The sequence below is a fragment of the Komagataeibacter sp. FNDCR2 genome (assembly GCF_021295395.1).
Taxonomy (GTDB): domain Bacteria; phylum Pseudomonadota; class Alphaproteobacteria; order Acetobacterales; family Acetobacteraceae; genus Komagataeibacter.
In genome coordinates this window covers 393,971-416,539 of sequence record NZ_JAIWOU010000001.1, presented here as the reverse complement: position 1 = coordinate 416,539, position 22,569 = coordinate 393,971, and the positions used below count along the sequence as shown (strand labels likewise).

Here is a 22,569-nt window from a genome sequence, read left to right as displayed (position 1 = left end):
GCATCCCTGCCGTGTTTTCACGCCCGTGCGCTCCCGATCGGGCTGCAAGAAAAACAACCGACATGACAAGACAGACCCGGCACGCCTGCAAAAGGCGCATGCGCTATTCGTTTCCTCATGCCTATGGCTGGCTGCTGGCCATGGGTGCTGCGGCCCTGCCCATGGCGCGGGCGCAGGCCCAGACCACGGCGGCCACCGGCCCGGTGGTGCCCTCCCTTTTGTCAAGCGGCGCGATCTCGCCCATGCCGTCCGGCGGCGTGCCGCCGGAGCAGCAGATCCTCGCCCGCCTGGACGCCGAAAGCCTCGGCCCCACCCCGCAGGCCATCCGCCGCCCCCCCAACACGCCCATTCCGCCCAGCGGGGTGCCGCTTTATCCGTCCGCGGGCCTGGCGACCCAGAGCATCGCCCCGGTCAGCAGCCCCGGTGACAACAGGTCATTCCACAAGATCGAGCTTGACGCGCTCAGCGCGCATGAAGGGCCATCCGCCCTGCTGCCCGCCTGGATCGACGCCCTGCATGACCGCGACCTGGAGGATCCGTATTACGTGCCCACGGCGGGAAGCGGCCATCTGGTCCCGCAGCTCAACCCGCTGCGCAAGACGCTGCTCGACCACGGCGTGAGCTTCGCCTTTACCTACAAGGGCGAAGCCATGGGCGTGATCAATGGCGGCGTGGAACGCGGCATGAGCTATGTGCATGAACTGACGGCGCAGGTGAACTTCGACCTGGAAAAAATGGCGGGCATAACCGGCTGGTCGGTCCATACGCTGGTGATGGAACGCGCGGGCCACGCGGTCAGCCACGACCGGGTGGGGGAATATTACGTCAACCTTCAGGAAGTTTATGGCCTGTCCGGTAACGTGGTCGCGCACCTGGTGGATTTCTATGCGGAAAAGAAGCTGCTGAACAACCAGATGGACATCACCTTTGGCCGCATGGCGCTGACGCATGTCTTCGCCACGTCACCGCTGCTGTGTTCGTTCATGGTCACCTGTTCGGCCCCCGTGGCGCTGAAGCTGGACCCCGGGTTCAGCGTGTACCCGAAGGCCACATGGGGCAGCCGCATCCGCATGCGCCCGACGCGCGATACAGCCATCCAGTTCGGGGCCTATTCGGTCAGCGCCCTGTCCGACAACCCCAGCGGCTGGGCATGGGGCAGTGAAAATGCGACCGGCCTCATGCTGCCCATCGAGTTTACGTGGCAACCCTACCTGACCCGTAACCGCCTGCCGGGGCATTACGTGGTGGGTTACGCGCATGATACGACGCGCTACCCCGATCAGATCGGCATCGGGCTGCCCGCCGCCCTTCTCCCCGCCGCCGGGCATCGGCGGTCCGCGCCCATGGACATGTTCTGGTTCGAAGGGGACCAGATGATCTATCGCCGGGGCGGACGTAACCAGATGGCGGGCGGATACCTGATGGCGGGCTATATCCACAATACCCCGCATGTCACCTCCATTTCGGATGAAGCCTATGGGGGGCTGTCCTTCGCCGGGGTGATTCCCTCGCGTGTCACCGACCGGCTGGGCATCATGTATTCGTGGTACCATGTCAGCGACCGCAAGGCCGCCGGGCAGATCCTGCGTTATGATGCCGGGTACTCGCTGGGCACCGCCGTGCGCGGGCCGCAGACGAACTCCCAGATCATAGAAGCCTATTACGCCATTGACGCCACGCCCGGCATACTGGTGCAGCCTGAATTCGAATACATGATCCACCCCGGCGAAACCCGGCACATTCCCGATGCAGCACTGGTCGGGCTGAAGCTGATCGCCAATCTCTGACCCGTCACGTCCGTTCCGGCCGCCCCGCGCCCCGCGCCCCCATGGTGCGGGGCGTTTTTTACGTACGGAATATATGAGAATGCGAATTTGTTGCATTCAAGTTACAGCTATGTATGAAACTGTTTCATCCATATTGCGAATGATTATCATAAATTTTAGACATTGGATGCAATTGAGAGGCTGTTGCAACAATGTCAGACAAACCCATTCACCACAAACTCAGGCCATTTTCGCTATTGACCGCCGGCATGGCATTGGCCTGCGTCACATCCGGGGCGCATGCGGCGCAGGATTCATCATCCGCCGTCTCCTCTTCCGGCCAACAGATCACATCGCCCGGTGACGATGCCGCCAGCGCATCCGATCATGAGTCGGACCATTCCCATGACGTGACCCACGTCACCGCGTCCCCCATGAACGTGCTGCATGAATCCATCGGCCTGAGCCGCATGCCGCAGGACGCCATGCACACGCCGCAGAACGTGAACGTGGTGCCGCAGGTGTTGATGCAGCAGCAGAATGTCAAATCCCTGGACGAGGCGCTGAAGAACGTGCCCGGCATCACCGCATCGGTGGGCGAAGGCGAAGGCGGGATGGCGGGGGACCAGTTCCTGATCCGTGGCTTCGCGGCCCAGAACGACATTTACGAAAACGGGTTGCGTGATTTTGGCGTCTATACCCGTGACAGTTTCGATTATGACCATGTTTCCGTTATCAAGGGGCCGTCATCGGAAGTGTTCGGTAACGGCACCACGGGTGGCGCGATCAACATCGTGACCAGGACACCCCATATCGGCAACAGCTACCAGGCCAGTTTTTCAGGCGGGAGCGGGGCGTATTATCGCGGCACGCTGGATGTGAACCAGCAGCTTACCGACACCATCGCCTTCCGCCTGACGGGCATGGGCAATGAAAACGACGTGGTGGGGCGTGACCGCATCTATTCCCACCGCTGGGGCATTGCGCCGTCGCTTGCGTTCGGGCTGGGTAAAAAGGTCTCGTTCGTTCTGGAATACTTCCACCAGAACGACAACCGCATCCCTGATTACGGCGTGCCGGTCGTCTATGCTCCGGGTTCCGCCATCGGGCGGCCGGTTACGGAATATGGGGTCAGGCGCACCAACTGGTACGGCACCACCTATGACCAGGACAACACCAGCGATGACATGATCACCGGGCGGCTGACGGCAAAGGTCAACCCCGTCCTGACACTGTATAACGACATGCGCGGCGGGATCTATCACCGCTATTTCTCCGCCTCGCAGGAAGCGTGCTCCAGCATGGCGCCGGGCACGGCGGCCTATAACAACAACGTCATCAACGGCTCGGCTCCCTCCGCCACCTGTCAGTCGGACTTTTTCTCCACCGACCCGGCCAGCGCGCAGGTGGCACGCAATGGCGGCGTGGGCGGTCCCGAACCCTACAGGCAGAGCGACTGGTCCATTCAGGACGTGTTCTCGGGCATAGCCCGTCTCAGGACATGGCGTTTCCGCCATGAAATCATCGGTGGCTTTGACATCGAATACGTTACCGACCACCGCCAGAACTATGCCTATGGCAGCAACAGGCCCAGCACCAGCCTGCTTGATCCCTCACCCTACGTGCCGGGCCTGACATTGGGGAACTGCAGCCAGTATCCGGACCGTCTGGTCAATATCGGCAATGGTGTGGGACGCAAGTGCTACAAGGACAGCGATGCGCTGGATGTCGGATTCTTCCTGTCGGATCAGGTGTGGCTGACCGATTACCTGTCGGTCAAGGCCGGTTTCCGCTGGGATAACTGGAACAGCCATTACAGCGCCACCGGCGGCAGCACGGCCACGCCCGATGTGCATTACGGACAGAACGAGACGACCATCAACCCGTCCGTCAGCATCATGTACACCCCGCGCAGCAACCTTATGGTGTATTTCAACTGGTCGCAGTCCACCACGCCGCTGAGCATGTACGTAACCAACAGTTCCGAACCCATGAACCGCACGAACCAGAGCGCCGGGCCCGAGCGCAGTTCGCTGTACGAAGTCGGTGCGAAATACAGTGCGTTCCGCGACCGTATCGGCTTTACCGCCGCCCTGTTCCGGCTGGAAAAGGGCAATGCGGTGCAGACCGACCCCACCACGGGCGACATCAGCGCCACCAGCGACCAGGAACGCAACCAGGGGCTTGAACTCAGCGCATCGGGCACGCTGCTGCGCAACTGGATGTTCTACGGCACCTACGCACTCTATGACCCGACCATTACCAAGGCGGGCTCCAGCACATCCAAGCAGGGCGGCCAGATCCAGTACGTGCCCCATAACCAGGCCACCGCGTGGACCAGCTATGAAATCGCACCGCACCAGCCATGGAACATGACCATAGGCGGCGGCATAACATGGCGGCAGGGCGTGTGGCTGGATCAGGCCAACACCGCACGCGTGCCCGCCACGGTGGAATTCGACGCCATGGTCGCCCACCATTTCAACGGCAACTGGAAAATGGCCATGAATGCCTATAACCTTGATAACCGGCTGAATTATGGCAGCCTGTTCTCCAACCGGGTCACGCCTTCCATCGGGCGGTCGTTCCTGTTCAACGTCTCGGCACAGTACTGACCCTGCCGCCATCGCCCACGCCAGCCAAGGTCATTTTCCATGCTGCTGCACATTCCCGCCCTGCTTACCGCCGATGAACTCAGCCACTGCCGCGCCATCCTGAAAAGCGCGCAATGGACCGATGGCCGCGAGACGGCGGGCGAGCAGTCGGCCAAAAGCAAGAACAACCTGCAACTGCCCCGTGATTCGGAAGCCTGCCGGACACTGGGTGAACTGGTATTGCGCGCATTGGGGCGCAATACCCTGTTCAACAGCGCGGTGCTGCCCTATCGGGTCAGCCCGCCCCTGTTCAACCGCTATGAAAACGGCATGAGCTTCGGCGCGCATGTGGATAACGCCATACGCGGCATCCTGGCCGCGGGGATTCACACCCGCATCCGCACCGATGTCTCCTCCACCCTGTTTTTTACCGACCCCGATGAGTATGAGGGCGGTGAACTGACCATCCACACGAACGGCAACGAACAGGCCATAAGGCTGCCCGCGGGCGACATGGTGCTGTACCCCACCACGGCGCTGCACAGTGTAAGCCCGGTCACGCGCGGCAGCCGGCTGGCGGCCTTCTTCTGGTCCCAGTCCATGATAGCGGAAGAAAGCCGCAGGCAGATCATGTTCGATCTGGACATGCAGGTCATGGGCCTGCGGGAACGGCTGGGCGATTTCGATCCCGCCGTGCTGTCACTGACCAATATTTACCATAACCTCATGCGGCAATGGTGCGTGCTGTAACGGTTTATCTGGCACCCGAAAAAGAAATATTTCGGCATTTCCCGATATTTTACGTGCTATTTGCGTTCAATGTGTATAGAAAGGCTCCCACGGCTGGACTTTTCAGCTACGGACAAGATTTCAAAGCAGCCTCATTACGCGGCCTTCTGGCATCCCCGATAAAACGAAAAGTCTTGATCCCACGCATGTTCGTGTGGGGTGCCGGTTATTCAAGGAGGCCAGATATGGCCGCAGGAACAGTCAAATGGTTCAACGCCCAGAAGGGCTTTGGATTTATCCAGCCTGAAGATGGAAGCGCCGACGCTTTCGTCCACATCTCCGCAGTCGAGCAGGCTGGCCAGCAGACCCTGTCCGAAGGGCAGGCCGTAACGTATGATCTCGAAAGAGGCCGTAACGGCAAGTCTTCTGCTGTCAATCTCCGGATTGGCTGATAATCTCGGCAGGAACCCCGGTTCCTGCCGTTTTTATTTCTGTATCCGTTTACCCTTTTTACCGCCCGTTATCCCCATGTCGGACAGATTGCGCCACAGGGGCATGGCCCCGTTGTTCGGGCTGATCCTGCTCTGCCTCCCGCATGCATCGGCAGGGGCACAGACCCCCGGTGGCTGGAACGGTAGCGTGGTCATTCCACCCGCACCGACCTTTTCACCCGGCAGCGCCGCCCCGCCTGTAATCCCGCATTTTGCGCCCCTGCCCACAGGTAGCGCACCCACACGCCCGTCATGGCCGTGGGAAAGCGACGACCCCGCCACACCCCCCGATATGAACCCACGCGAAACGCCATCACCTGACCGCTACCAGCGCGACTGGTCCGCCTTCCGGCGGCAGGAACAGCGTATTTTCAAAAACGGACATCCTGATAGCCCGCCATAGGCACGCGATTCAGCCAATGGTAAAGACATCGCGCATATGCAGGCCCGTCGCGATACTCCATATGCGTGTTGCCAGTGCCGTGGGCAGTGAGGTCGCAAGCCGGACCAGCCCGACCTCGGGCGCGGTACACGGACCCAGCGGGCGTACCTGCAGGTGCGCATGCCCGGTATGGGCGGGCAGCGCTGCGACCGGCAGGATACTGGCCAGGCGCCCGGCCAGAAGTTCGCCGTACAGCACTTCCAGCGAATTGGTTTCCAGCACCACGTCGGGGTTTACCCCTGCCCCGCGAAAGGCGGCATCGACAATCTGGCGCGAACGCATTTCCGAGCCCAGCAGGCACAGCGGCAGATCCGCCAGCGTGGTCCAGTCCCGCCGTCCCGGCGGCAGGACCAGGGGCTCGACCGCAACCAGGACATGCTGCTCGGTATAGAGCGGTAACGTGTCAAAGGGGCTGTCATCGGGTATCTGGTCGAGATAGACGAGGCCGAGGTCAAGCTGCTGCTGGCGCAGGCGGTGAATGGTGTCGGCGCTGGAACCCATGCGTACCTGCAGGTGCAGGCCGGGCACCGCCGTGCGAAAGCTTTCGAGCAGGAGCGGAATGGTCTGCATCGCGGGTGGCATGAGACCGATGGAAAGCGTGCCCCCCGCCACTTCCTGCGCGAAGGCGGCTTCCTGCCGCAACCCGTCAAGGGCCGCCAGCGTCTGCCGCGCCCAGTCGAGAACGCGCCTGCCTTCATCCGTCAGGCCATTGAAGCGCCGCGTGCGCCGGATGATGGTGATGCCCAGTTCCGCTTCCATCTGGCGTATCGCCGCCGAAAGCGCGGGCTGGGACACGCCACAGCTTTCCGCCGCGCGGGAAAAATGCCGGTAGCGATCCAGTGCTATAAGATATGTCAACTGCCGCAGAAACACGCCCTGACCGCCCTGATTGAAATACCTTCCTTCCATATCGGACAAGCAGGACCTTAACCAGAGGCCAGTCCCCATGGCTGGGGGCGTGTCCGCGCGCGGCTAACCCGCGCGCAGGCGTGATGCGATCCGGGCCACGCGCAGGCCGAGCAGGCGGCCGGTTTCAAGATCACCCTCACGCGGCGCTTCCTCGGTCGAGGCATCGGAAGGGGAAATGGCCATGACGCCCACCGACCCGCCCGACCAGTTCACATCCGCCGGGCCATTGGCCTTGGTATTGGCGGGCAGCAGGCCGGTGCCCACCCATATCTGCCCATGCTGCTGCGACAGCGTCCATAAATAGGCAAGGGTCATGGCCTTGTCCCCATTGACCGAAGCCGAGTTGGTGAACCCCGCCGCGATCTTGTCCTTCCACCCTTCCGCCAGCCAGATACGGGCCGTCGCCTCGGCAAATTTCTTGAACTGCCATGCCGGGCCGCCCATGTAGGTGGGCGTGCCGTAAATGATCGCATCCACGCCCCCCAACTGCTCCAGCGCGCCATCGGGCAGGTTGCCGTCGGGATTGATACGCAGCGACAGCGCCTCGGCTCCCGGGGCGCCACGCAGCCCCTCGCTCACGGCATCGGCCAGACGGGCCGTATGGCCGTATCCGCTGAAATAGACAATCGCGATCACGGGCATGGCTATCACTTTCCTGCTGGGGCGGGCGACGGCATGGGCGTCTGTTCGTGTCAATCCGTCCAGAACGTAATGACATCCGCTCAGGTTTCTGGCGCGCCGTGTTCATGCTAACATACGCGACCTATGGAACGGCGTCCCCACATCCCGCCGCTTGCGGCGCTCCATGCGTTCATGGCCTATGCGCGCACGGGCGGCATCCGCAGGGCCGCGACGGCGCTGGGGGTGGATCACGCCGTGGTCAGCCGCCACCTGCGCGATCTTGAGGCCACGCTGGGCATCGCCCTGCGCGATCGGGGCAGGGAGGGTGGCCTGACGCCACAGGGGCAGGCCTATCACGCCCGCATCGCCCCCCTGCTGGACGGACTGGCCCGCGCCACGGCCGATATACGCGGCCAGGCGCCGCGCATTACGCTCACCTGCTCCCACGGCATCGCCTATCACTGGCTGCTGCCGCGCCTGTCCACATTTCGGGCACTTCACCCCGATGTGGAGGTGATGCTGCGCCCGGTCGATTCCGACTGCCGGTTCGACCCCGACCGGATCGACCCCACGCTGCATGCCGATATCCGCTACATCAACGACCGCCAGCCCGCGATCGACCAGCCGCGTGTACGCTCCCTGCCACTTGCGCGCCCGCTGGTCTTTCCGGTTGCAAGCCCGGCCTGCCTGCGCCGTCTGGCCCATCCGTTGCGCACCCCCGCCGACCTGCTGCATGCCCCGCTGCTGATCGAGGATGACGACACGGAATGGCGGCTGTGGTTCGCTGCACAATCGGTCGAGGTGGAGCGGATCACCGGGCACAACCGCCTGTGGCAGGCCCATCTGGCCCTGGCCGCCGCCCGCGCGGGCGAAGGGATCGCGCTGGCCAACGCCTACCTGCTGGAAAACGACCTGCATACCGGCCAGCTTGTGCGCGTCACCACCACCGACATGCCGCTGCATGCGGCCGGGCTGGGCACTTACGTGCTGCGCACCACCGAACAGACATGGCAGGCGCGCGCCTTCGTCAGGCTGCGCACATGGCTGGAGACGCAGTTCGGAACGGAAGCAGGACAGGTGGTGACGTCCGATCACCATCCCGCCCGGAAAAAGCGCCTCCCCACCCGGTCCTGAAGCCGTTACCGATGAAGGCATGAAGGCGGGATACAGCCCGCCACACCGCAACCATCAGGACCGGACACAACAGGCCATGACAGACACCAATGCAACCCTACTCGCCCGCCGCGATCATGCCGTCGCGCGCGGTGTAGCGACGGCCACCCCTATTTTTTCCGCCCGGGCGGAAAATTCGGAATTATGGGATGTCGAAGGCCGCCGCTATGTGGATTTCGCGGGCGGCATCGCCGTGCTGAATGTCGGCCACCGCCATCCCAAGGTGATCGAAGCCGTACGCGCCCAGCTTGACCGCTTTACCCATACGGCCTTTCAGGTCTCGGCGTATGAATCCTATATCGCGCTGGCCGAACGGCTGAACGCGCTGGCCCCCTTTGATGGTCCGGCCAAGACCGTCTTCTTTTCCACCGGGGGCGAGGCGACCGAAAACGCGGTCAAGATCGCGCGCGCGGCCACGGGGCGCAACGGCATCATCGCCTTTACCGGCGGGTTCCACGGGCGCACGCTGCTGGCCTCGGCCATGACGGGCAAGGTCAGGCCCTACAAGGCCCCCTTCGGCACCCTGCCCGGTGAGGTCTATCACATCCCCTTCCCCGATGAGACGACCACCGTGGCGGACAGCCTGCGCATGCTCGATTTCCTGTTTGCCGCCGACCTGCCCCCCACCAGCATCGCCGCCATCATCATTGAGCCCGTCCAGGGTGAAGGGGGATTCCGTGTCGCGCCGCCCGAACTGCTCCAGGCCCTGCGGCGGCTGTGTGACGAACATGGCATCAAGCTCGTGGCCGATGAGGTGCAGAGCGGCTTCGCCCGCACGGGCCGCATGTTCGCCATCGAACACTCCGGCGTGCAGCCCGACCTTGTATCGGTGGCGAAATCCATGGGGGGTGGCCTGCCGCTTTCGGGTGTGATCGGGCGGGCCGAACTCATGGACGCGGTCGGCCCCGGCGGGCTGGGCGGCACCTATGGCGGCGCGCCGCTGGCCTGCGCGGCGGGTCTGGCGGTGCTGGACATCATCGCGGAAGAAAAGCTGATCGAGCGCGCCAATACCATCGGCGCGCGGCTGCGCCGGCATATCGACCGGCTGCATGCCGATACCGCGCTGCTTCCGGTCAGCAAGGCGCGCGGGCTGGGCGCCATGATTGCCTTCGACATTCTGGAAACCCGGGGCAACCCGGCGGTCCGGGCCGGAGCCGCCGCCGATATCTGTGCGCGCGCCTGCGAACTGGGCCTGATCGTACTGGCCTGCGGGACGCAGGGGGCGACGTTACGCATTCTTGTGCCATTGACGGCATCGGACGCGATCGTGGATGAAGGCATGAGCATTATCGGGCAGGTGCTGGCGCAGGCCGCCGCCTGACCCGGACGGATCACGCCGCCAGCCCTTTCGCCCGCACTGGAGACCGATATGACCGTGCATCTCACCAATACATCCCTGTTTCGCAAGGATGCGCTGATTGACGGCGCATGGTGTCCCGCCAGCGACAATGCCCGCCGCCCCGTTCACAATCCCGCCACCGGCGCGCTGGTGGCGGAAGTGGCCGAATGCGGGCCGGACGACGCCACGCGCGCCATTGCCGCGGCCGTGCGCGCGCAGGCGGAATGGCGCAACCGCACCGGCGCCCAGCGGCAGGTGGTCCTGACGCGCTGGCACGAACTGGTGATGGACAGCCTTGACGACCTCACGACCCTGATCGTGACCGAACAGGGCAAGCCCCGTGCCGAGGCGGCGGGCGAAATCCGCTATGCCGCGAGCTTCCTGCTCTGGTTCGCGGCCGAGGCCATGCGCGCCTATGGCGATGTGATCCCCCCCACCAACCCGGCGACACGGCTGAGCGTGATCCGCCAGCCGGTGGGGGTGTGCGCCGCGGTCACGCCGTGGAATTTCCCCGCCGCCATGATTACCCGCAAGGCTGGCCCCGCACTTGCCGCCGGTTGCGCCATGATCGTCAAGCCATCGGAACAGACACCGCTCACCGCCCTGGCGCTGGGTGAACTGGCGCGCCAGGCCGGGGTTCCGGCGGGGCTGCTGCAGGTGCTGCCGGGCGATGGCGTGAAGCTGGGCAAGGCGCTGTGCGCGAGCCCCGACATCCGCAAGCTCTCCTTTACCGGCTCGACGCAGGTCGGGCGCATCCTCATGGCGCAGTCGGCCCCCACGCTCAAGCGCCTGTCGCTGGAACTGGGCGGGAACGCGCCGTTCATCGTGTTTGATGACGCGCATATCGATCAGGCCGTCAAGAGCGCCATCGCCGCCAAATACCGCAATGCCGGGCAGACCTGCGTCTGCGCCAACCGCTTCGTGGTGCAGGACGGCATCTATGACACCTTCGCCACCCGGCTGGCGCAGGCGGTGGCGCAACTGCGCGTCGGGCCGGGCAGCGACCCGGACTCCGTCATCGGGCCGCTGATCAGCACGCATGCGCGCGACAAGGTGGAAGCCCATGTGCGTGACGCGGTGAACCACGGGGCCACGATCCTGTGTGGCGGCACGCGCGACCCGGCGGGGGAGCTGTTCTATCGCCCCACCGTGCTGCGCGACGCCACGCCGGCCATGCGTATCGCGCATGAGGAGACATTCGGCCCCGTGGCGCCACTGTTCCGTTTCCGCACGGAAGCCGAGGCCATCGCCATGGCCAACGACACGGAATACGGCCTCGCGGCCTACTTCTTCACCCGCGATCACGCCCGCGCCCACCGCGTGGCCGAAGCACTGGAATACGGCATGGTGGGCCACAATACCGGCCTGATCTCCAACGAGGTCGCCCCCTTTGGCGGCATCAAGCAATCCGGCATGGGGCGCGAAGGCTCGCGTTACGGCATGGATGAATACATGGAAATGAAGTATATCTGCACCGACATCACCGACCCCGAGGGCTGATACCCGCCCCATCGCGATGCAGGGACGCATTTACTTCCGCTTTCGATGGATTACGATGGCGGCATGGACGAATTCCGCTTCCTTCATGCCGCCGACCTGCACCTGGACAGCCCGCTGCTGGGGCTGACCGAAAAATCGGGCGATTATGCCCGGCTCGTGGCCGATGCCTCGCGCCGTGCCTTTAATGACATGATTGACCTGGCCATCGACACCGATTGCCGCTTTGTCGTGCTGGCGGGCGATGTGTTCGATGGCGACCTGCGCGATACGCAATGCGGCCTGTTTTTCATCAACGGCATGGCGCGGCTGCAAAAAGCGGGCATCCGGGTGTTCATGATCCTGGGCAACCACGATGCGGAAAACCGCTTTGCCCGACATCTCCATGTAACCGACAATGTGCATCTCTTCGCATCAGGCAGGGCGGAAACCCGGGTGATGGAGGATCTGGGCGTCGCCGTCCATGGCCGCAGCTTCGGCAGCCGGAAGGTGGAGGACAATATCGCGCGTCACTACCCCGCCCCGGTTTCCGGCCTGTTCAACATCGGTATCCTGCATACCGCCTGCGAAGGGCGGGAGGGGCACGAAACCTATGCCCCCTGCACCGTGGAGCAACTGGTCAACCACGGCTACCAGTACTGGGCGCTGGGGCATGTCCATAACCGTGAAATCCTGCATGAGAACCCGTACGTGGTCTATGCGGGCAACCTTCAGGGCCGCCACGCGCGGGAGGCGGGACCAAAAGGTGCGTCACTGGTCACGGTGCGCGGGGGCGCGGTCATGGCGGTGGAGCATCAGGTGCTCGATGCCGTGCGCTGGGCCAGCACGACGGTCGATCTGTCCACTGCCACCACCCATGCCGACATGACCGGCCTGATCCGCCATGTCGGGCACGAGCTGCTGGCGCAGGCACAGGGGCGGCCACTGGCGCTGCGGCTTGAACTGACCGGCACGACCCCGCTGCATGCCAGCCTGATCCGTGCGACCCATGAACTGCAACTGGAAATCGAGACCATCCTTGCCAGCATATCGGATGAAATCTGGCTTGAGCGCCTGCGGGTCCACACCCGCCAGCCGGAGCGCCCGATGGTGCTTGACCCCTCCACCGGCGGGCGCATCGCGGCCGACATCCGCCACGCCGCCACGCCGGACGCCCTGCGGGAAGAACTGGCCCGGATCCTGACCACCGTGCTCGACCGCATGCCCGCCCACAGCCGGACCGAGGAAATGCGCGACAGCATCCTTCGCGACGTTCCGGGCCACGCGGTGGATCTTGCGCTGATGCTGGTGGAAAACCCGGAAGGGGCGCCTGATGCGCATCAGTGAATTCAGGATCATCCGCTACGGGGCCATTGCCGGGCTGGACCTGAATTTTGGCGACGGGCATGGCCTGCATGTCATCCATGGGCCGAACGAGGCGGGCAAGAGCACCTGCCTTTCCGCCCTATCGGATTTCCTGTTCGGGGTCGGGCATAACTCACAGGCGGGCGCGGTTTTTGGCAATGACCAGATCCGGCTGGAAGCCCGCCTGCTGCTGGCCGATGGGCAGGAACTCGCACTGCGCCGCCGCAAGGGCCGCACACGTACCCTGTCCCTGCTTGATGACGCGGGCAGCGTGGTCGGTGACAGCCAGTTGGCCCCGGCACTGGGGGCGATGACACGCGAACGCTTCGCCGCACTTTTCGGCCTGAATGACGAGACACTGCGCACCGGCGGCATGGACCTGCTCAGGGCGAACGGGGATATCGGCCGCCTGATCGTGGAGGCGGGCGGCGGGCTGCGCGCCCTTGTCATGCGGCTGGGGGAGATTGATGCGCGGCGCAACCAGCTTTTCGCGCCCCGTCGCGCCGCCGAGCGGGAATTCTACAAGGCGCTCGACGCCTTTAGCGCGGCACAGAAAACGTTGAAAGACGCCTCGCTGGGTCATGACGCATACGCGCAGCATTGCCGGCAGCGTGATGAAGCCCGCGAGCGGAAAACGGCCCTGGGCCAGGAACAGGCCGAACTGCGCCGCCTGCGCACCCGGCATGAACGGCTGGCGGCGGCCCTGCCCCAACTGCACGAAATCACGCTGCTGGAAACCGAACTGGCGGCGCAGGCCGCCCTTGCGGACCTGCCCGCCGGTACGGGCGCAACCATTACGCACGTACTGGACACCTGCGCCACCGCCCGCACATGCCACGCGGCCGCCATGGAGCAGGCCAGCCGCCTTGGCCAGCAGATCACCGTGCCACCGGATGAGGCCACGCTGGCCAGCCTGCGTGACCCCATAACCCGCGCTATCCACCTTGGCCATGAAGTTCGCCGCCACCATGCGCTGGCCACCGGCCATGCCGAAAAGCGACGCGCCATTAACGAAAGCCTTGCCAGCCTGCGCCAGCGCCTGGGCAGGGAAGCGGATGCCGATTTGCGCCAGTTCATGCCTGATCGCGGCGTACTCGACACGATCCGCCGTCTGGCCGATGCCCGGGTGCAGTGGGACAGCCAGAATGACGGCCTGAACCAGCAGGTGGCCCAGACGGAACAGGCCATGGCCCGCAAACAGGCCCGCCTGAGCAGCCTGCGCGCGGCCGGTCGCGACCTGCCACTGCATGAGGATACGGCGTCCCTCGCCGCCCTGCCTGCCGAGATGAAGCGCCTCGAACTCCGCGCGGGCGCACTGGATCAACGCCAGACCGATCTCGCGGCGCGTCTGGGCGCGCTGGGGGCCATGACGATGGAGCAGCTTCGCACCCTGCCCTGCCCCACGCCTGATGCCGTGCGCAGGCTGGCCGAAAGTCGCCATGGCCTGCGCGGCGAACATGACCAGCTTACCAGCAAACTGGTGGCGGCACGCGAACACCTGACCACACTTCACCCCCAGCTTGCCCGGCTGGAGCAGGCAGGCCATCAGGTCACGCCGGAAACACTGGCAGCCGCCCGCACACAGCGCGACGCGCTATGGCGCGACATACGCACGACCTATCTTGACCCCGCCCCCGCGCCTGATGCCACCACGCGCCAGCTTCAGGCCATGGCCCTTGATGCCGCGATGGACAGGGCCGATACGCTGTCCACCCAACTGATGGCGGAAGCAAACCGTATCGCCCAGATCGAGGGACTGCGGCATGCGATCAGGGAATGCGATGATAAAATCGCTTTTTACATGCAGCAGCAGGCACACCTGCACGAACGGATGGACTGCCAGTGGCAGGAGTTCATCGCGCCTTTCCCGGCCCTGATCCCGCACGCGGCAACGCCCGACGCACTGGACACATTCGTACGGCTGCGCACGGAAATCCTGAACGATGCCGCGCAGATCGCCCATGAGCGCGCCCTGCTGGCGGAAGAACGCATCCGGCCCGCTACCCAGCACGACATCATGCAGCGTCTGGCCCACCGGCTGGGCGTTGATCCGGCCCTTCCCCCCGGGCCCTGTGTCGCGGCGGTTACCGCCGCCCTGCGCCTGCATGATACCGAGCATGATGAATACGACAGGCTGAAGCGCGAATGTGATGAACTGCGCGCCAGCGAAACCGGGTTGCAGGCACAGGCACGGGGCCTGCATGCCGCGCGGCAGGCATGGGAACGGCAATGGGCGCGCGCCGTGCAGGCGCTCGGCCTTCCCGCCGATGCCCCGCCCGCCGTCGCCTGTGATCTTGCCACCGAATGGGCGGCAGCGCCCGCGCATATAGAACGTCTGGCCGAACTGCATGAAGCCGCCGTGCAGGCACGGCAGGCCATGGCGGATCTGGCGCGGGTGATGGACGGCCTGCGCCCCCATATCCATCCCGCCCTGCCACATGACATGCTGGACGCCGCGAATGAGCTTGAGCGCCGCTGGCAGATAGCGCAGAAGAACCACACCCAGCGCGAAGCCCTGCGCCCGGAACATGAACAGGCCACCCGAAGCGTGCGGGAAAGCGAAGCCAGCCTGTCCCGAGCACAGGCGGAGGTGGCGGCCCTCCAGACCCGCACGCAAACGGACAGCCCGCACGCGCTGGAGCAGCTTGCCCTGCGTCTGGCCCGGCGGGATACGCTGGCGGAGCGGCACGCACAGGCGCTGCACACCCTGTCGCGTATGACGGATGGACAGGCCCCGACCGATCTGCACCGGGAGATTGACGGTCGCGACCTGCCTGAACTGACAGCCGAGATCGCCCGGATCGATGACCGCCTGAAGGAACTGGACCAGTTGCGCGACAATGCGGTCCGCGCCGAACAGCGTGAGGAAACCGCCCTGCGCGCGTTCGAGAACAATACCGAAGCGCCACAGGCCGCCGCCCGGCGCGAGGCGGCGATTACACACCTGCACCAGATCGTGGCGGAATATGCCAGACTGACGCTGGCCCGCAACCTGATCGCCGATGCGATTGACCGGGTGCGGACCGAGGAACAGGATCCGCTGGTCACACGCGCGGGGCAGTTCCTGCGCCTTGCCACGCAGGGCGCGTTTACAGGCATCCGCACGGAACTGGACACACGGAACGAACCCGTGGTGCAGGGCATACGCCATGATGGCGGCATCGTGCCCGTAACGGCCATGAGCGCCGGCACGCGCGACCAGCTATTCCTTGCCTTCCGGCTGGCCAGCGTGGAGACCTACTGCAGGTCGGCCGAGCCGCTGCCCTTCATCGCCGACGACCTGCTGGTCCAGTTCGACGATGCCCGCACCCACACCACCCTGTGCGCCCTGGCCGATTTCGCCCGTACGACGCAGGTCCTGCTCTTTACCCATCACGACAGCATCCGTGACATGGCCCGTGACCTGCAGGCGCGGGGAATGCCCATCAACCTGCTGGAACTGCCCCGCATCACCGCCCCCGCCCCCGCCGTTACGCCAGCGGAGCCGTGATTTTTTTACAGGTCGCGCCGATACTTACGGTGTGGCCTGCGCCATGCGGGTTTCGGGCAGGATTTCAAACAGCGTCTCCTTGGGGCGGCAGGGGCGCGCGGTGGTATCCGTCATGACAACGGGGCGGTTGAGCAGAACGGGATGGGCGGCTATGGCGTCAAGTATCTGCCCATCCGTCAGGGTCGGATCATCCAGCCCAAGCGCGGCATAAGGCGTGCCACGCTGGCGCAGCAGGTCGCGCACCGGCCCGCTCAGGCGGCTGGCCAGCACGTCCAGATCAGCGCGCGTGGGCGGGGTCTTCAGGTATTCGATCACGACCGGCTCGATCCCTGCGGCACGGATCATGGCCAGCACGTTACGTGACGTGCCACAGGCACGGTTATGATACAGGGTTACGGTCATCCGGTTGCCTATTCCTACGCTCAGACACAGGGCGGGCATGATATAACCACGTCCCGCCCCTGGCTACAGCAGGCATGTCCCGCATGCGCCCATGGTGCATTCGGGCGCGAACTCCGGTATGACTGCGGCACAGCCTGCCCGGCGGGCCGGTGCGGTTATATGCGGTCATTTTCAGCCATGGTTGCCCATTACAATGAACACATCCCCTGTCGTTCCTCCTTCCGACCCGCAGGGCACGCTGCCTGTCTGCGTGGCGGCCCTGTATCATTTCACTACGTTCACCGACTGCGCGGCGCTGCGTACGCGGTTGCTCGATGCATGCCACAGGCTGGGAATACGTGGCATCCTGCTGCTGGCGCATGAAGGTGCGCATCAAGCGTGAAATCGTGACCATGGGCATCGACGGACTGGACCCGAGACGCGACGTGGGTCATTACGTCGCGCCCGATGACTGGAACGCCCTGATTTCGGATCCCGACACCATCGTGATCGACACCCGCAATGATTATGAGGTCGCGATCGGCACCTTTCGCGGGGCCATTGACCCCGGAACCCGCAGCTTTCGTGAATTTCCGCAGTGGTTTCGCAACCAGCGGCAGGAACTGGCGGCACAGGGGCGCACGCCCAAAATCGCGATGTTCTGCACCGGCGGCATCCGCTGCGAAAAAGCAACGGCCTTCGTCCGCGCGGAAGGGATTGAGGATGTATTCCACCTGCAGGGCGGCATCCTGAAATACCTGGAAACGGTGCCCGAACAGGAAAGCCTGTGGGATGGCGAATGTTTCGTATTTGACCAGCGTGTCAGCGTGGGCCACGGGCTGAAGCCCGGAAATTTTGATATATGCCACGCCTGCCGTGCGCCATTGAGCGAAGCCGACCGGCAGGCGCCCGAATATGAAGCTGGCATCAGTTGCCCCCATTGCCATGGCGAACGGACCGAAGCCCAACGCCACCGCTATGCCGAACGTGAACGCCAGATCGGGATTGCCAGCAAAAAAGGCATCACCCATCTCGGTTCCGACCCCGTTCGCTGAAAGACCGCTTCAGGGATCTACAGGCCAGTGGACCGTATCGACCTTTTCCGTATTTTTACCCGTGTGGTGGAAACGTCCAGTTTCACCCATGCGGCCGATACGCTCAACATGCCGCGCTCCTCGGTGTCCACGGCCATACAGGAACTTGAGGCACGGGTGGGTACGCGGCTGCTGGCCCGCACCACCCGGTCGGTCGCGCCCACGCCCGATGGCGCGGCCTTTTACCACCACTGCGTACGACTGGTGGCGGATGTGGAGGAAACCGAAAACCTGTTCCGCAGCGGCAGTGCCGGGCCGGGCGGGTTGCTGCGTGTGGATATGCCGGGGCGGATTGGCCGCCTGCTTGTAGCCCCCGCCCTGCCGACCTTCCTCCAGCGTTATCCGGATATCGACATCGAACTGGGTGTTACCGACCGGGCCATCAACCTGATCGAGGATAGAGTGGACTGCGTGCTGCGCATCGGCCCGTTGCAGGATTCCGGGCTGATCGCGCGCCGGATGGGTGAACTGCCGCTGATCAATGTCGCAAGCCCGGCCTATCTTGCCAGTCACGGCATACCGCTTCGGCCATCCGAACTGGGCGGGCATGAAGCCGTGCGCTACGCATCCCCCACCACCGGCCGGGTGGAGGAATGGGAATGGGTGGAAAACGGCAGCATCCACACCATGCCCCTGTCCGGTCGGGTCAGCGTAAACAATGCCGAAACACTGGTGGCCTGCTGCCTTGCCGGGCTGGGGCTGATCCAGGTCCCTGCCTATGACGTACGCCACCATATCCAGCGCGGTGAACTGGTGGAGGTCATGCCCGACTGGCGGGCCGAACCCATGTCCATGACATTGCTTTACCCGCACCGCCAGCATCTCTCGCGCCGTCTCCAGCTTTTTGCCGACTGGCTTGCGATCCTTCTTGCGCGGGAAACCGCCTGATATCAGATCAGGCCGCCCTCCGCGATCATCTGTTGCAGGTCGAGTTCATGTTCAAGCTGGTGCAGCACCACATCATGCACCGCCCCGCTGCGGTGCAGGCGGAGCAGTTCGGCGCGCCCGGCATCTATTATGGTCAGTTGCATCTTGTATTCGGCATCCTGCCGGCCCTGTAGCGCCTGCTGCTCATGGCTGAAACGTTCGGCCAGTTCCGCACGGTAGGCATACTGCTCCAGCAGGTGCGCGTGGATCAGTTGCCCATCCGCGCCGTACGCCAGTTCGCGTATGGCGTTTTCCTGCATCCGCGCGACCAGCGCGCGCGCCTGCGATACCGACAGGTAATGTTTCTGCCCCCATGCGTGCCCATGCCCGCCGCCGGTGAAGTGAATGACCCATCCGATCGTCGTTCCCTGAACCAGCACGGTAACCAGAATGACCACAAAGGTCGCAATCTGCATGATATCGCGGTTGGGCATGTCTTCGGGCAGGGCCAGCACAATTGCCAGGCTGACCACGCCGCGCATGCCGCACCAGCCCATGATCGCGACAAAGCCGAAAAACATCCGCCGGTCGGGCCGCATCCGCGCGGGCATCCAGATCACGCGCAGCCCCTCGGTCACGAACATCCAGATGAAGCGCGAGATCAGCACCGCCGCGACGATCCCCGCCACCGGGCGGAATACATCCTGCTTGACCCATCCCGTGCCCATATGCCGCAGCACAATGGCATGCACGGATGTACCGATCAGCACGAATACCAGTGATTCCAGCAAGAAAACCAGTACTTCCCACACCGCCGCCCAGCGCAGGCGCGCATCGGCGCTGAATACGTCATGCTGGCGCCAGCCCACAACCAGCCCCGCCACGACGGTGGTAATGACACCGGAGACCCCGATCTGTTCACCGCCGATATAGGCGACCCATGGCAGGAGCAGCGTCATGGTAATACTGACGATACGATCGCGTACCATGCCCATGAACCTGATCCATACCCAGCCCAGCAGGCCACCGAACGCAAGCCCCCCGGCCGCCAGGAAACCGAAGGTCGCCACCGCATGGACAAGGTCGAACGTCCCGGTCAGGGCGGCGGCGGTGGCAAAACGGTAGAGAACCAGGCTGGCCGCGTCATCCAGCAGGCTTTCCCCCTCCAGCAGCGTGGTGATCCGTTCCGGCAGGGAGACACGCCTGAGCACGGCCTTCGCCGCCACCGCGTCCGGTGGGGCCACGATGGCGCCCAGCGCGAAACACCCCGCCCACGGCATGGAGGGAATAAGCCAGCGCGTCGCCATGCCAACCGCGAATGTCGTGAAGGCCACCCCCCCCACCGCGAGTTGCAGAATACCCACCAGATTGGCCCGGAACGCATGCCATACGGAAAAATAGGCCCCGGCCAACAGCAGGGGCGGCAGGAACACGATCAGCACCAGATCGGGATCGATCTCGATAACGGGCAGCCCCGGCATAAGGGCGATGGCGATGCCCCCCAGCACCAGCGCCGCCGCCGGTGGCAGGCGCAGCCTGCGGGCCGCCAGATCCAGCACCACGATCACTACGATCAGGAGGAGAATGAACTCGAAGCGCTCTATATTGGACATGCGCACCCTACCTGTCATACGCCCGGGCGCCCCTTCCCGGCCTGTGACGGTTAACGCGACAGGTGATGGCAGGTTGGTATCAACACATGCCCGCCGTGCCTGTATTCATGGCAGGACGAAAGACCAGCTTCGGTGCCTGCCACGACAGCACTGCAAAAGCCTGCGCCCTGCCCACGGATAAGGGAATGCAACCTTACCGCCCATGGATGCTTTAAAAATCCGTGCGTTTTCGTGAACACAGGGGAACCGCAATGGCCAGGGCCCGCATGCGGGTCGGATGGGCAGGCGACAGCTTATGGTTTTTCCTGGCGTCATAAAAGTGAGAACCGCCATGTTGATACCTTCCATCCGCATCTGCGGACAGCCGCCCCTACCCCCGCCCAACCCGCCATCCCCACGGGATTATCCGCCTTTGGGGCCGAAGCAGCCTTTTCCGCTGGATACGCCCGCACCCCCGCCCCCACCACTTCAGAACCGGTGTGCATGAATGCAGGAAACGCCGCCTTTTTGAAAAAAGACAGCATCCAAAAACTTTTATTGTTTTTTATTGACTGTTTATTTCCAAACAGCGTCCTGACTGGCGAGCGCATGACGGCCTGATCCAGCCGAGCGGGTTGAAGGAACACCTCCCCCTGACCCGCGCCGTCCTTCGTTCATTCAGGCAGCGCATGATCCATGCGCTGCCCACGGATCAGAAACCGATGACCGCATCGCCACCGAAGGTGAACATGCCGTTGTTGCGCCCACCGTTAAAGGGTGTCGTATCGTTAAGTGAGCGATCGAAACGCACTTCAGGCCGCAGCATGAAAACACGGACATGGTGGCCCAGATCGGGCTTGTAGGTCACGCCCAATGTCATTTCGCCATAGGTGGTGCCATGCCCGCTCGGCCCCGGCATAAGGCCATCACCCGGGCCGGCGCGACCGGAAATACCATCCATGTAGGCATTGTTGCCGATAAAGGTCGCGACCATCAGGTTGTTATTGTCGCGATAGATTTCACCACGGTAATTGAAGGTCAGGACCTTGTTGATCTTGTAGCTGAGGAAGCTGACGAAGCTTTCCGCATCGGCGGCCTTGAAGTTGCCGTTCGAGCGGATGCCGTTCAGGCCTTCGTCATGGATGTAATTGAACTCACCCGTCAGGGTCAGGCGGTCATTCACGGCGTAGGTCGCGTTGATGTCGTTCCAGAACCGTTCGGCATGGTCGGCCTCATACCGCCCGCCAGCGGAGGAATAGCGGGAGTTTTCAGGCCCGACGCGGCTCAGTTCGATAATGTTGAGCTTGCCATGCGCAAGGTTGTTCAGGTTGAACCCGAAATAACCCGCGGGCGCGTTGTTGTTGTCGGAACGGCCGAATGACGTCTGGTTGCCGGTGTCGATGCCGAAAGTCACGTCAATCATATCGGTCACATGCCAGTTGAACATGGCGCCGATATGCTGGAAGGGAACCGAATATTCGGATGTATAGGCAATGGTATAGAACGGGCGCGTGGTGGGATCGAGCGTTTCCACGCCCATGGGGGCCTGAAGGATACCGGCATGCATGTCCAGCCCGCCCTTGGTGGCCCAGGGCAGGTGAACATCGGCATGGGCCTGGGCGGGAATCAACTGGTAGCGGGCGTTCCATTCATGCGCGCTGACACCCAGAAGCTGGTAGTAGCGGGCATCCGAACCGTACATGCCTTCAAGGGTGAAGCCGACCTGATAGCCGCCCTTTGAGGGGTCAATCGCCTTTTGCAGGGTGAATTCAGCCTGGTTGAGCTGTACCTGATTGGCATGGTCGGCAAAGAAGTCGCCAAAGTTGTAGCCTGGCTGCGGGCGGGCGGGGTTGGCCATGATGCCCCCTTCGACCTGTCCGGTCAGGGTAATGCCCGACAGCCAGCGCGCCATGTCGGAATCACTTTTTTCCATGCTTTTGAATATGGAAACCTGGGCATGAGCTTGAGGCAAATCAAGCAGGACGCCAGCGGCAAGTGCCGTAATACATCCAATACCGGAACGGAACCCAGATACTCTCATCCCGTTTTTCTTCATGGCGGTCCCCAAAATGTCGTTTTCGCTACAACGCTATCTAACAGCTTTTGTTTGGTAACGAACCGAAATGCTCCTCATCATAACGATTGAATATCAGCATGTTGCAAATGCCACACACATCGTTACGATTTCATAACAATAAAATATGGCGACACATGTTTGTAATGTTCGTGACACAGTATGT

At 63.4% G+C, this 22,569-nt stretch carries 17 protein-coding genes and 1 pseudogene; 12 read left to right on the top strand and 6 right to left on the bottom strand.

Annotated elements, in window-relative coordinates; all coding sequences use genetic code 11:
• Window positions 1-62: 62 nt before the first annotated feature.
• From LDL28_RS01860 to LDL28_RS01840, 5 genes are all read left to right on the top strand, one after another.
• Complete coding sequence (locus LDL28_RS01860; RefSeq protein WP_233056949.1) at window positions 63-1,787, top strand: carbohydrate porin; 1,725 nt, start codon at window positions 63-65, stop codon at window positions 1,785-1,787.
• A 191-nt stretch (window positions 1,788-1,978) separates the two neighbouring features.
• Window positions 1,979-4,381 (top strand): TonB-dependent siderophore receptor, encoded by a 2,403-nt coding sequence (locus tag LDL28_RS01855; RefSeq protein ID WP_233056948.1) that lies wholly within the window; start codon window positions 1,979-1,981, stop codon window positions 4,379-4,381.
• Between the two features lie 39 nt (window positions 4,382-4,420).
• Window positions 4,421-5,110 carry a Fe2+-dependent dioxygenase gene (locus LDL28_RS01850; protein WP_233056947.1) on the top strand — a complete coding sequence of 230 codons (690 nt, stop codon included), beginning with the start codon at window positions 4,421-4,423 and terminating at the stop codon, window positions 5,108-5,110.
• Window positions 5,111-5,334: 224 nt separating this feature from the next.
• A complete protein-coding gene (locus LDL28_RS01845) occupies window positions 5,335-5,541 on the top strand; it encodes a cold-shock protein (RefSeq protein ID WP_025812654.1) in 207 nt (68 codons plus the stop codon).
• Between the two features lie 76 nt (window positions 5,542-5,617).
• A complete protein-coding gene (locus LDL28_RS01840) occupies window positions 5,618-5,983 on the top strand; it encodes a hypothetical protein (RefSeq protein ID WP_233056946.1) in 366 nt (121 codons plus the stop codon).
• A 9-nt stretch (window positions 5,984-5,992) separates the two neighbouring features.
• Here the strand turns inward: LDL28_RS01840 and LDL28_RS01835 are convergent, their stop codons facing one another.
• Together LDL28_RS01835 and LDL28_RS01830 are read right to left on the bottom strand one after the other, a co-directional pair.
• Window positions 5,993-6,895 (bottom strand): LysR substrate-binding domain-containing protein, encoded by a 903-nt coding sequence (locus tag LDL28_RS01835; RefSeq protein WP_233059151.1) that lies wholly within the window; start codon window positions 6,893-6,895, stop codon window positions 5,993-5,995.
• Between the two features lie 99 nt (window positions 6,896-6,994).
• Window positions 6,995-7,573, bottom strand: coding sequence for a flavodoxin family protein (locus LDL28_RS01830; protein WP_233056945.1), 579 nt, complete (start codon window positions 7,571-7,573; stop codon window positions 6,995-6,997).
• Window positions 7,574-7,696: 123 nt separating this feature from the next.
• Here LDL28_RS01830 and LDL28_RS01825 point away from each other — a divergent pair, with 123 nt between their 5' ends.
• The 5 genes from LDL28_RS01825 to LDL28_RS01805 all read left to right on the top strand — a co-directional run bounded on the left by LDL28_RS01825 (window position 7,697) and on the right by LDL28_RS01805 (window position 16,395).
• On the top strand, window positions 7,697-8,686 hold the full coding sequence (locus LDL28_RS01825) for a LysR substrate-binding domain-containing protein (RefSeq protein WP_233056944.1): 990 nt from the start codon (window positions 7,697-7,699) through the stop codon (window positions 8,684-8,686).
• A gap of 76 nt (window positions 8,687-8,762) precedes the next feature.
• Window positions 8,763-10,046, top strand: a complete 1,284-nt coding sequence (gene gabT, locus LDL28_RS01820; protein WP_233056943.1) for a 4-aminobutyrate--2-oxoglutarate transaminase — start codon at window positions 8,763-8,765, stop codon at window positions 10,044-10,046.
• 48 nt (window positions 10,047-10,094) lie between these two features.
• On the top strand, window positions 10,095-11,564 hold the full coding sequence (locus tag LDL28_RS01815) for an NAD-dependent succinate-semialdehyde dehydrogenase (RefSeq protein ID WP_255663007.1): 1,470 nt from the start codon (window positions 10,095-10,097) through the stop codon (window positions 11,562-11,564).
• A 63-nt stretch (window positions 11,565-11,627) separates the two neighbouring features.
• Window positions 11,628-12,887: a DNA repair exonuclease gene (locus LDL28_RS01810; RefSeq protein WP_233056942.1), complete on the top strand. Its 1,260-nt coding sequence runs from the start codon at window positions 11,628-11,630 to the stop codon at window positions 12,885-12,887.
• Window positions 12,874-16,395, top strand: coding sequence for a YhaN family protein (locus LDL28_RS01805; protein WP_233056941.1), 3,522 nt, complete (start codon window positions 12,874-12,876; stop codon window positions 16,393-16,395). Before LDL28_RS01810 ends, LDL28_RS01805 begins: the two co-directional genes overlap by 14 nt.
• Before the next feature lie 24 nt (window positions 16,396-16,419).
• Here LDL28_RS01805 and arsC read toward each other — a convergent pair whose 3' ends face one another.
• Window positions 16,420-16,797, bottom strand: a complete 378-nt coding sequence (gene arsC, locus LDL28_RS01800; RefSeq protein ID WP_233056940.1) for an arsenate reductase (glutaredoxin) — start codon at window positions 16,795-16,797, stop codon at window positions 16,420-16,422.
• Between the two features lie 193 nt (window positions 16,798-16,990).
• On the opposite strand from arsC, the pseudogene LDL28_RS01795 reads away from it, so the two are divergent.
• Window positions 16,991-17,831 (top strand): annotated as a pseudogene (locus LDL28_RS01795) (rhodanese-related sulfurtransferase).
• Window positions 17,832-17,858: 27 nt separating this feature from the next.
• Window positions 17,859-18,758 (top strand): LysR family transcriptional regulator, encoded by a 900-nt coding sequence (locus LDL28_RS01790; protein ID WP_233056939.1) that lies wholly within the window; start codon window positions 17,859-17,861, stop codon window positions 18,756-18,758.
• Window positions 18,759-18,760: 2 nt separating this feature from the next.
• Here LDL28_RS01790 and LDL28_RS01785 read toward each other — a convergent pair whose 3' ends face one another.
• The 3 genes from LDL28_RS01785 to LDL28_RS01775 form a co-directional block, all read right to left on the bottom strand.
• Window positions 18,761-20,350: a sodium:proton antiporter gene (locus LDL28_RS01785; protein ID WP_233056938.1), complete on the bottom strand. Its 1,590-nt coding sequence runs from the start codon at window positions 20,348-20,350 to the stop codon at window positions 18,761-18,763.
• 311 nt (window positions 20,351-20,661) lie between these two features.
• Window positions 20,662-20,940 (bottom strand): hypothetical protein, encoded by a 279-nt coding sequence (locus LDL28_RS01780; protein ID WP_233056937.1) that lies wholly within the window; start codon window positions 20,938-20,940, stop codon window positions 20,662-20,664.
• 101 nt (window positions 20,941-21,041) lie between these two features.
• Complete coding sequence (locus tag LDL28_RS01775; RefSeq protein WP_233056936.1) at window positions 21,042-22,262, bottom strand: outer membrane beta-barrel protein; 1,221 nt, start codon at window positions 22,260-22,262, stop codon at window positions 21,042-21,044.
• Window positions 22,263-22,569 lie beyond the last annotated feature (307 nt).

Coding starts and splice junctions, on each gene's coding strand:
- LDL28_RS01805 (WP_233056941.1), top strand. CDS start 12,874: ATGCGCATCAGTGAATTCAGGATCATCCGCTACGGGGCCATTGCCGGG.
- LDL28_RS01775 (WP_233056936.1), bottom strand. CDS start 22,262: ATGGAAAAAAGTGATTCCGACATGGCGCGCTGGCTGTCGGGCATTACC.
- LDL28_RS01815 (WP_255663007.1), top strand. CDS start 10,095: ATGACCGTGCATCTCACCAATACATCCCTGTTTCGCAAGGATGCGCTG.
- gabT (WP_233056943.1), top strand. CDS start 8,763: ATGACAGACACCAATGCAACCCTACTCGCCCGCCGCGATCATGCCGTC.
- LDL28_RS01850 (WP_233056947.1), top strand. CDS start 4,421: ATGCTGCTGCACATTCCCGCCCTGCTTACCGCCGATGAACTCAGCCAC.
- LDL28_RS01780 (WP_233056937.1), bottom strand. CDS start 20,940: ATGCGCTCGCCAGTCAGGACGCTGTTTGGAAATAAACAGTCAATAAAA.
- arsC (WP_233056940.1), bottom strand. CDS start 16,797: ATGACCGTAACCCTGTATCATAACCGTGCCTGTGGCACGTCACGTAAC.
- LDL28_RS01830 (WP_233056945.1), bottom strand. CDS start 7,573: ATGCCCGTGATCGCGATTGTCTATTTCAGCGGATACGGCCATACGGCC.
- LDL28_RS01860 (WP_233056949.1), top strand. CDS start 63: ATGACAAGACAGACCCGGCACGCCTGCAAAAGGCGCATGCGCTATTCG.
- LDL28_RS01845 (WP_025812654.1), top strand. CDS start 5,335: ATGGCCGCAGGAACAGTCAAATGGTTCAACGCCCAGAAGGGCTTTGGA.
- LDL28_RS01810 (WP_233056942.1), top strand. CDS start 11,628: ATGGACGAATTCCGCTTCCTTCATGCCGCCGACCTGCACCTGGACAGC.
- LDL28_RS01855 (WP_233056948.1), top strand. CDS start 1,979: ATGTCAGACAAACCCATTCACCACAAACTCAGGCCATTTTCGCTATTG.
- LDL28_RS01825 (WP_233056944.1), top strand. CDS start 7,697: ATGGAACGGCGTCCCCACATCCCGCCGCTTGCGGCGCTCCATGCGTTC.
- LDL28_RS01785 (WP_233056938.1), bottom strand. CDS start 20,350: ATGTCCAATATAGAGCGCTTCGAGTTCATTCTCCTCCTGATCGTAGTG.
- LDL28_RS01840 (WP_233056946.1), top strand. CDS start 5,618: ATGTCGGACAGATTGCGCCACAGGGGCATGGCCCCGTTGTTCGGGCTG.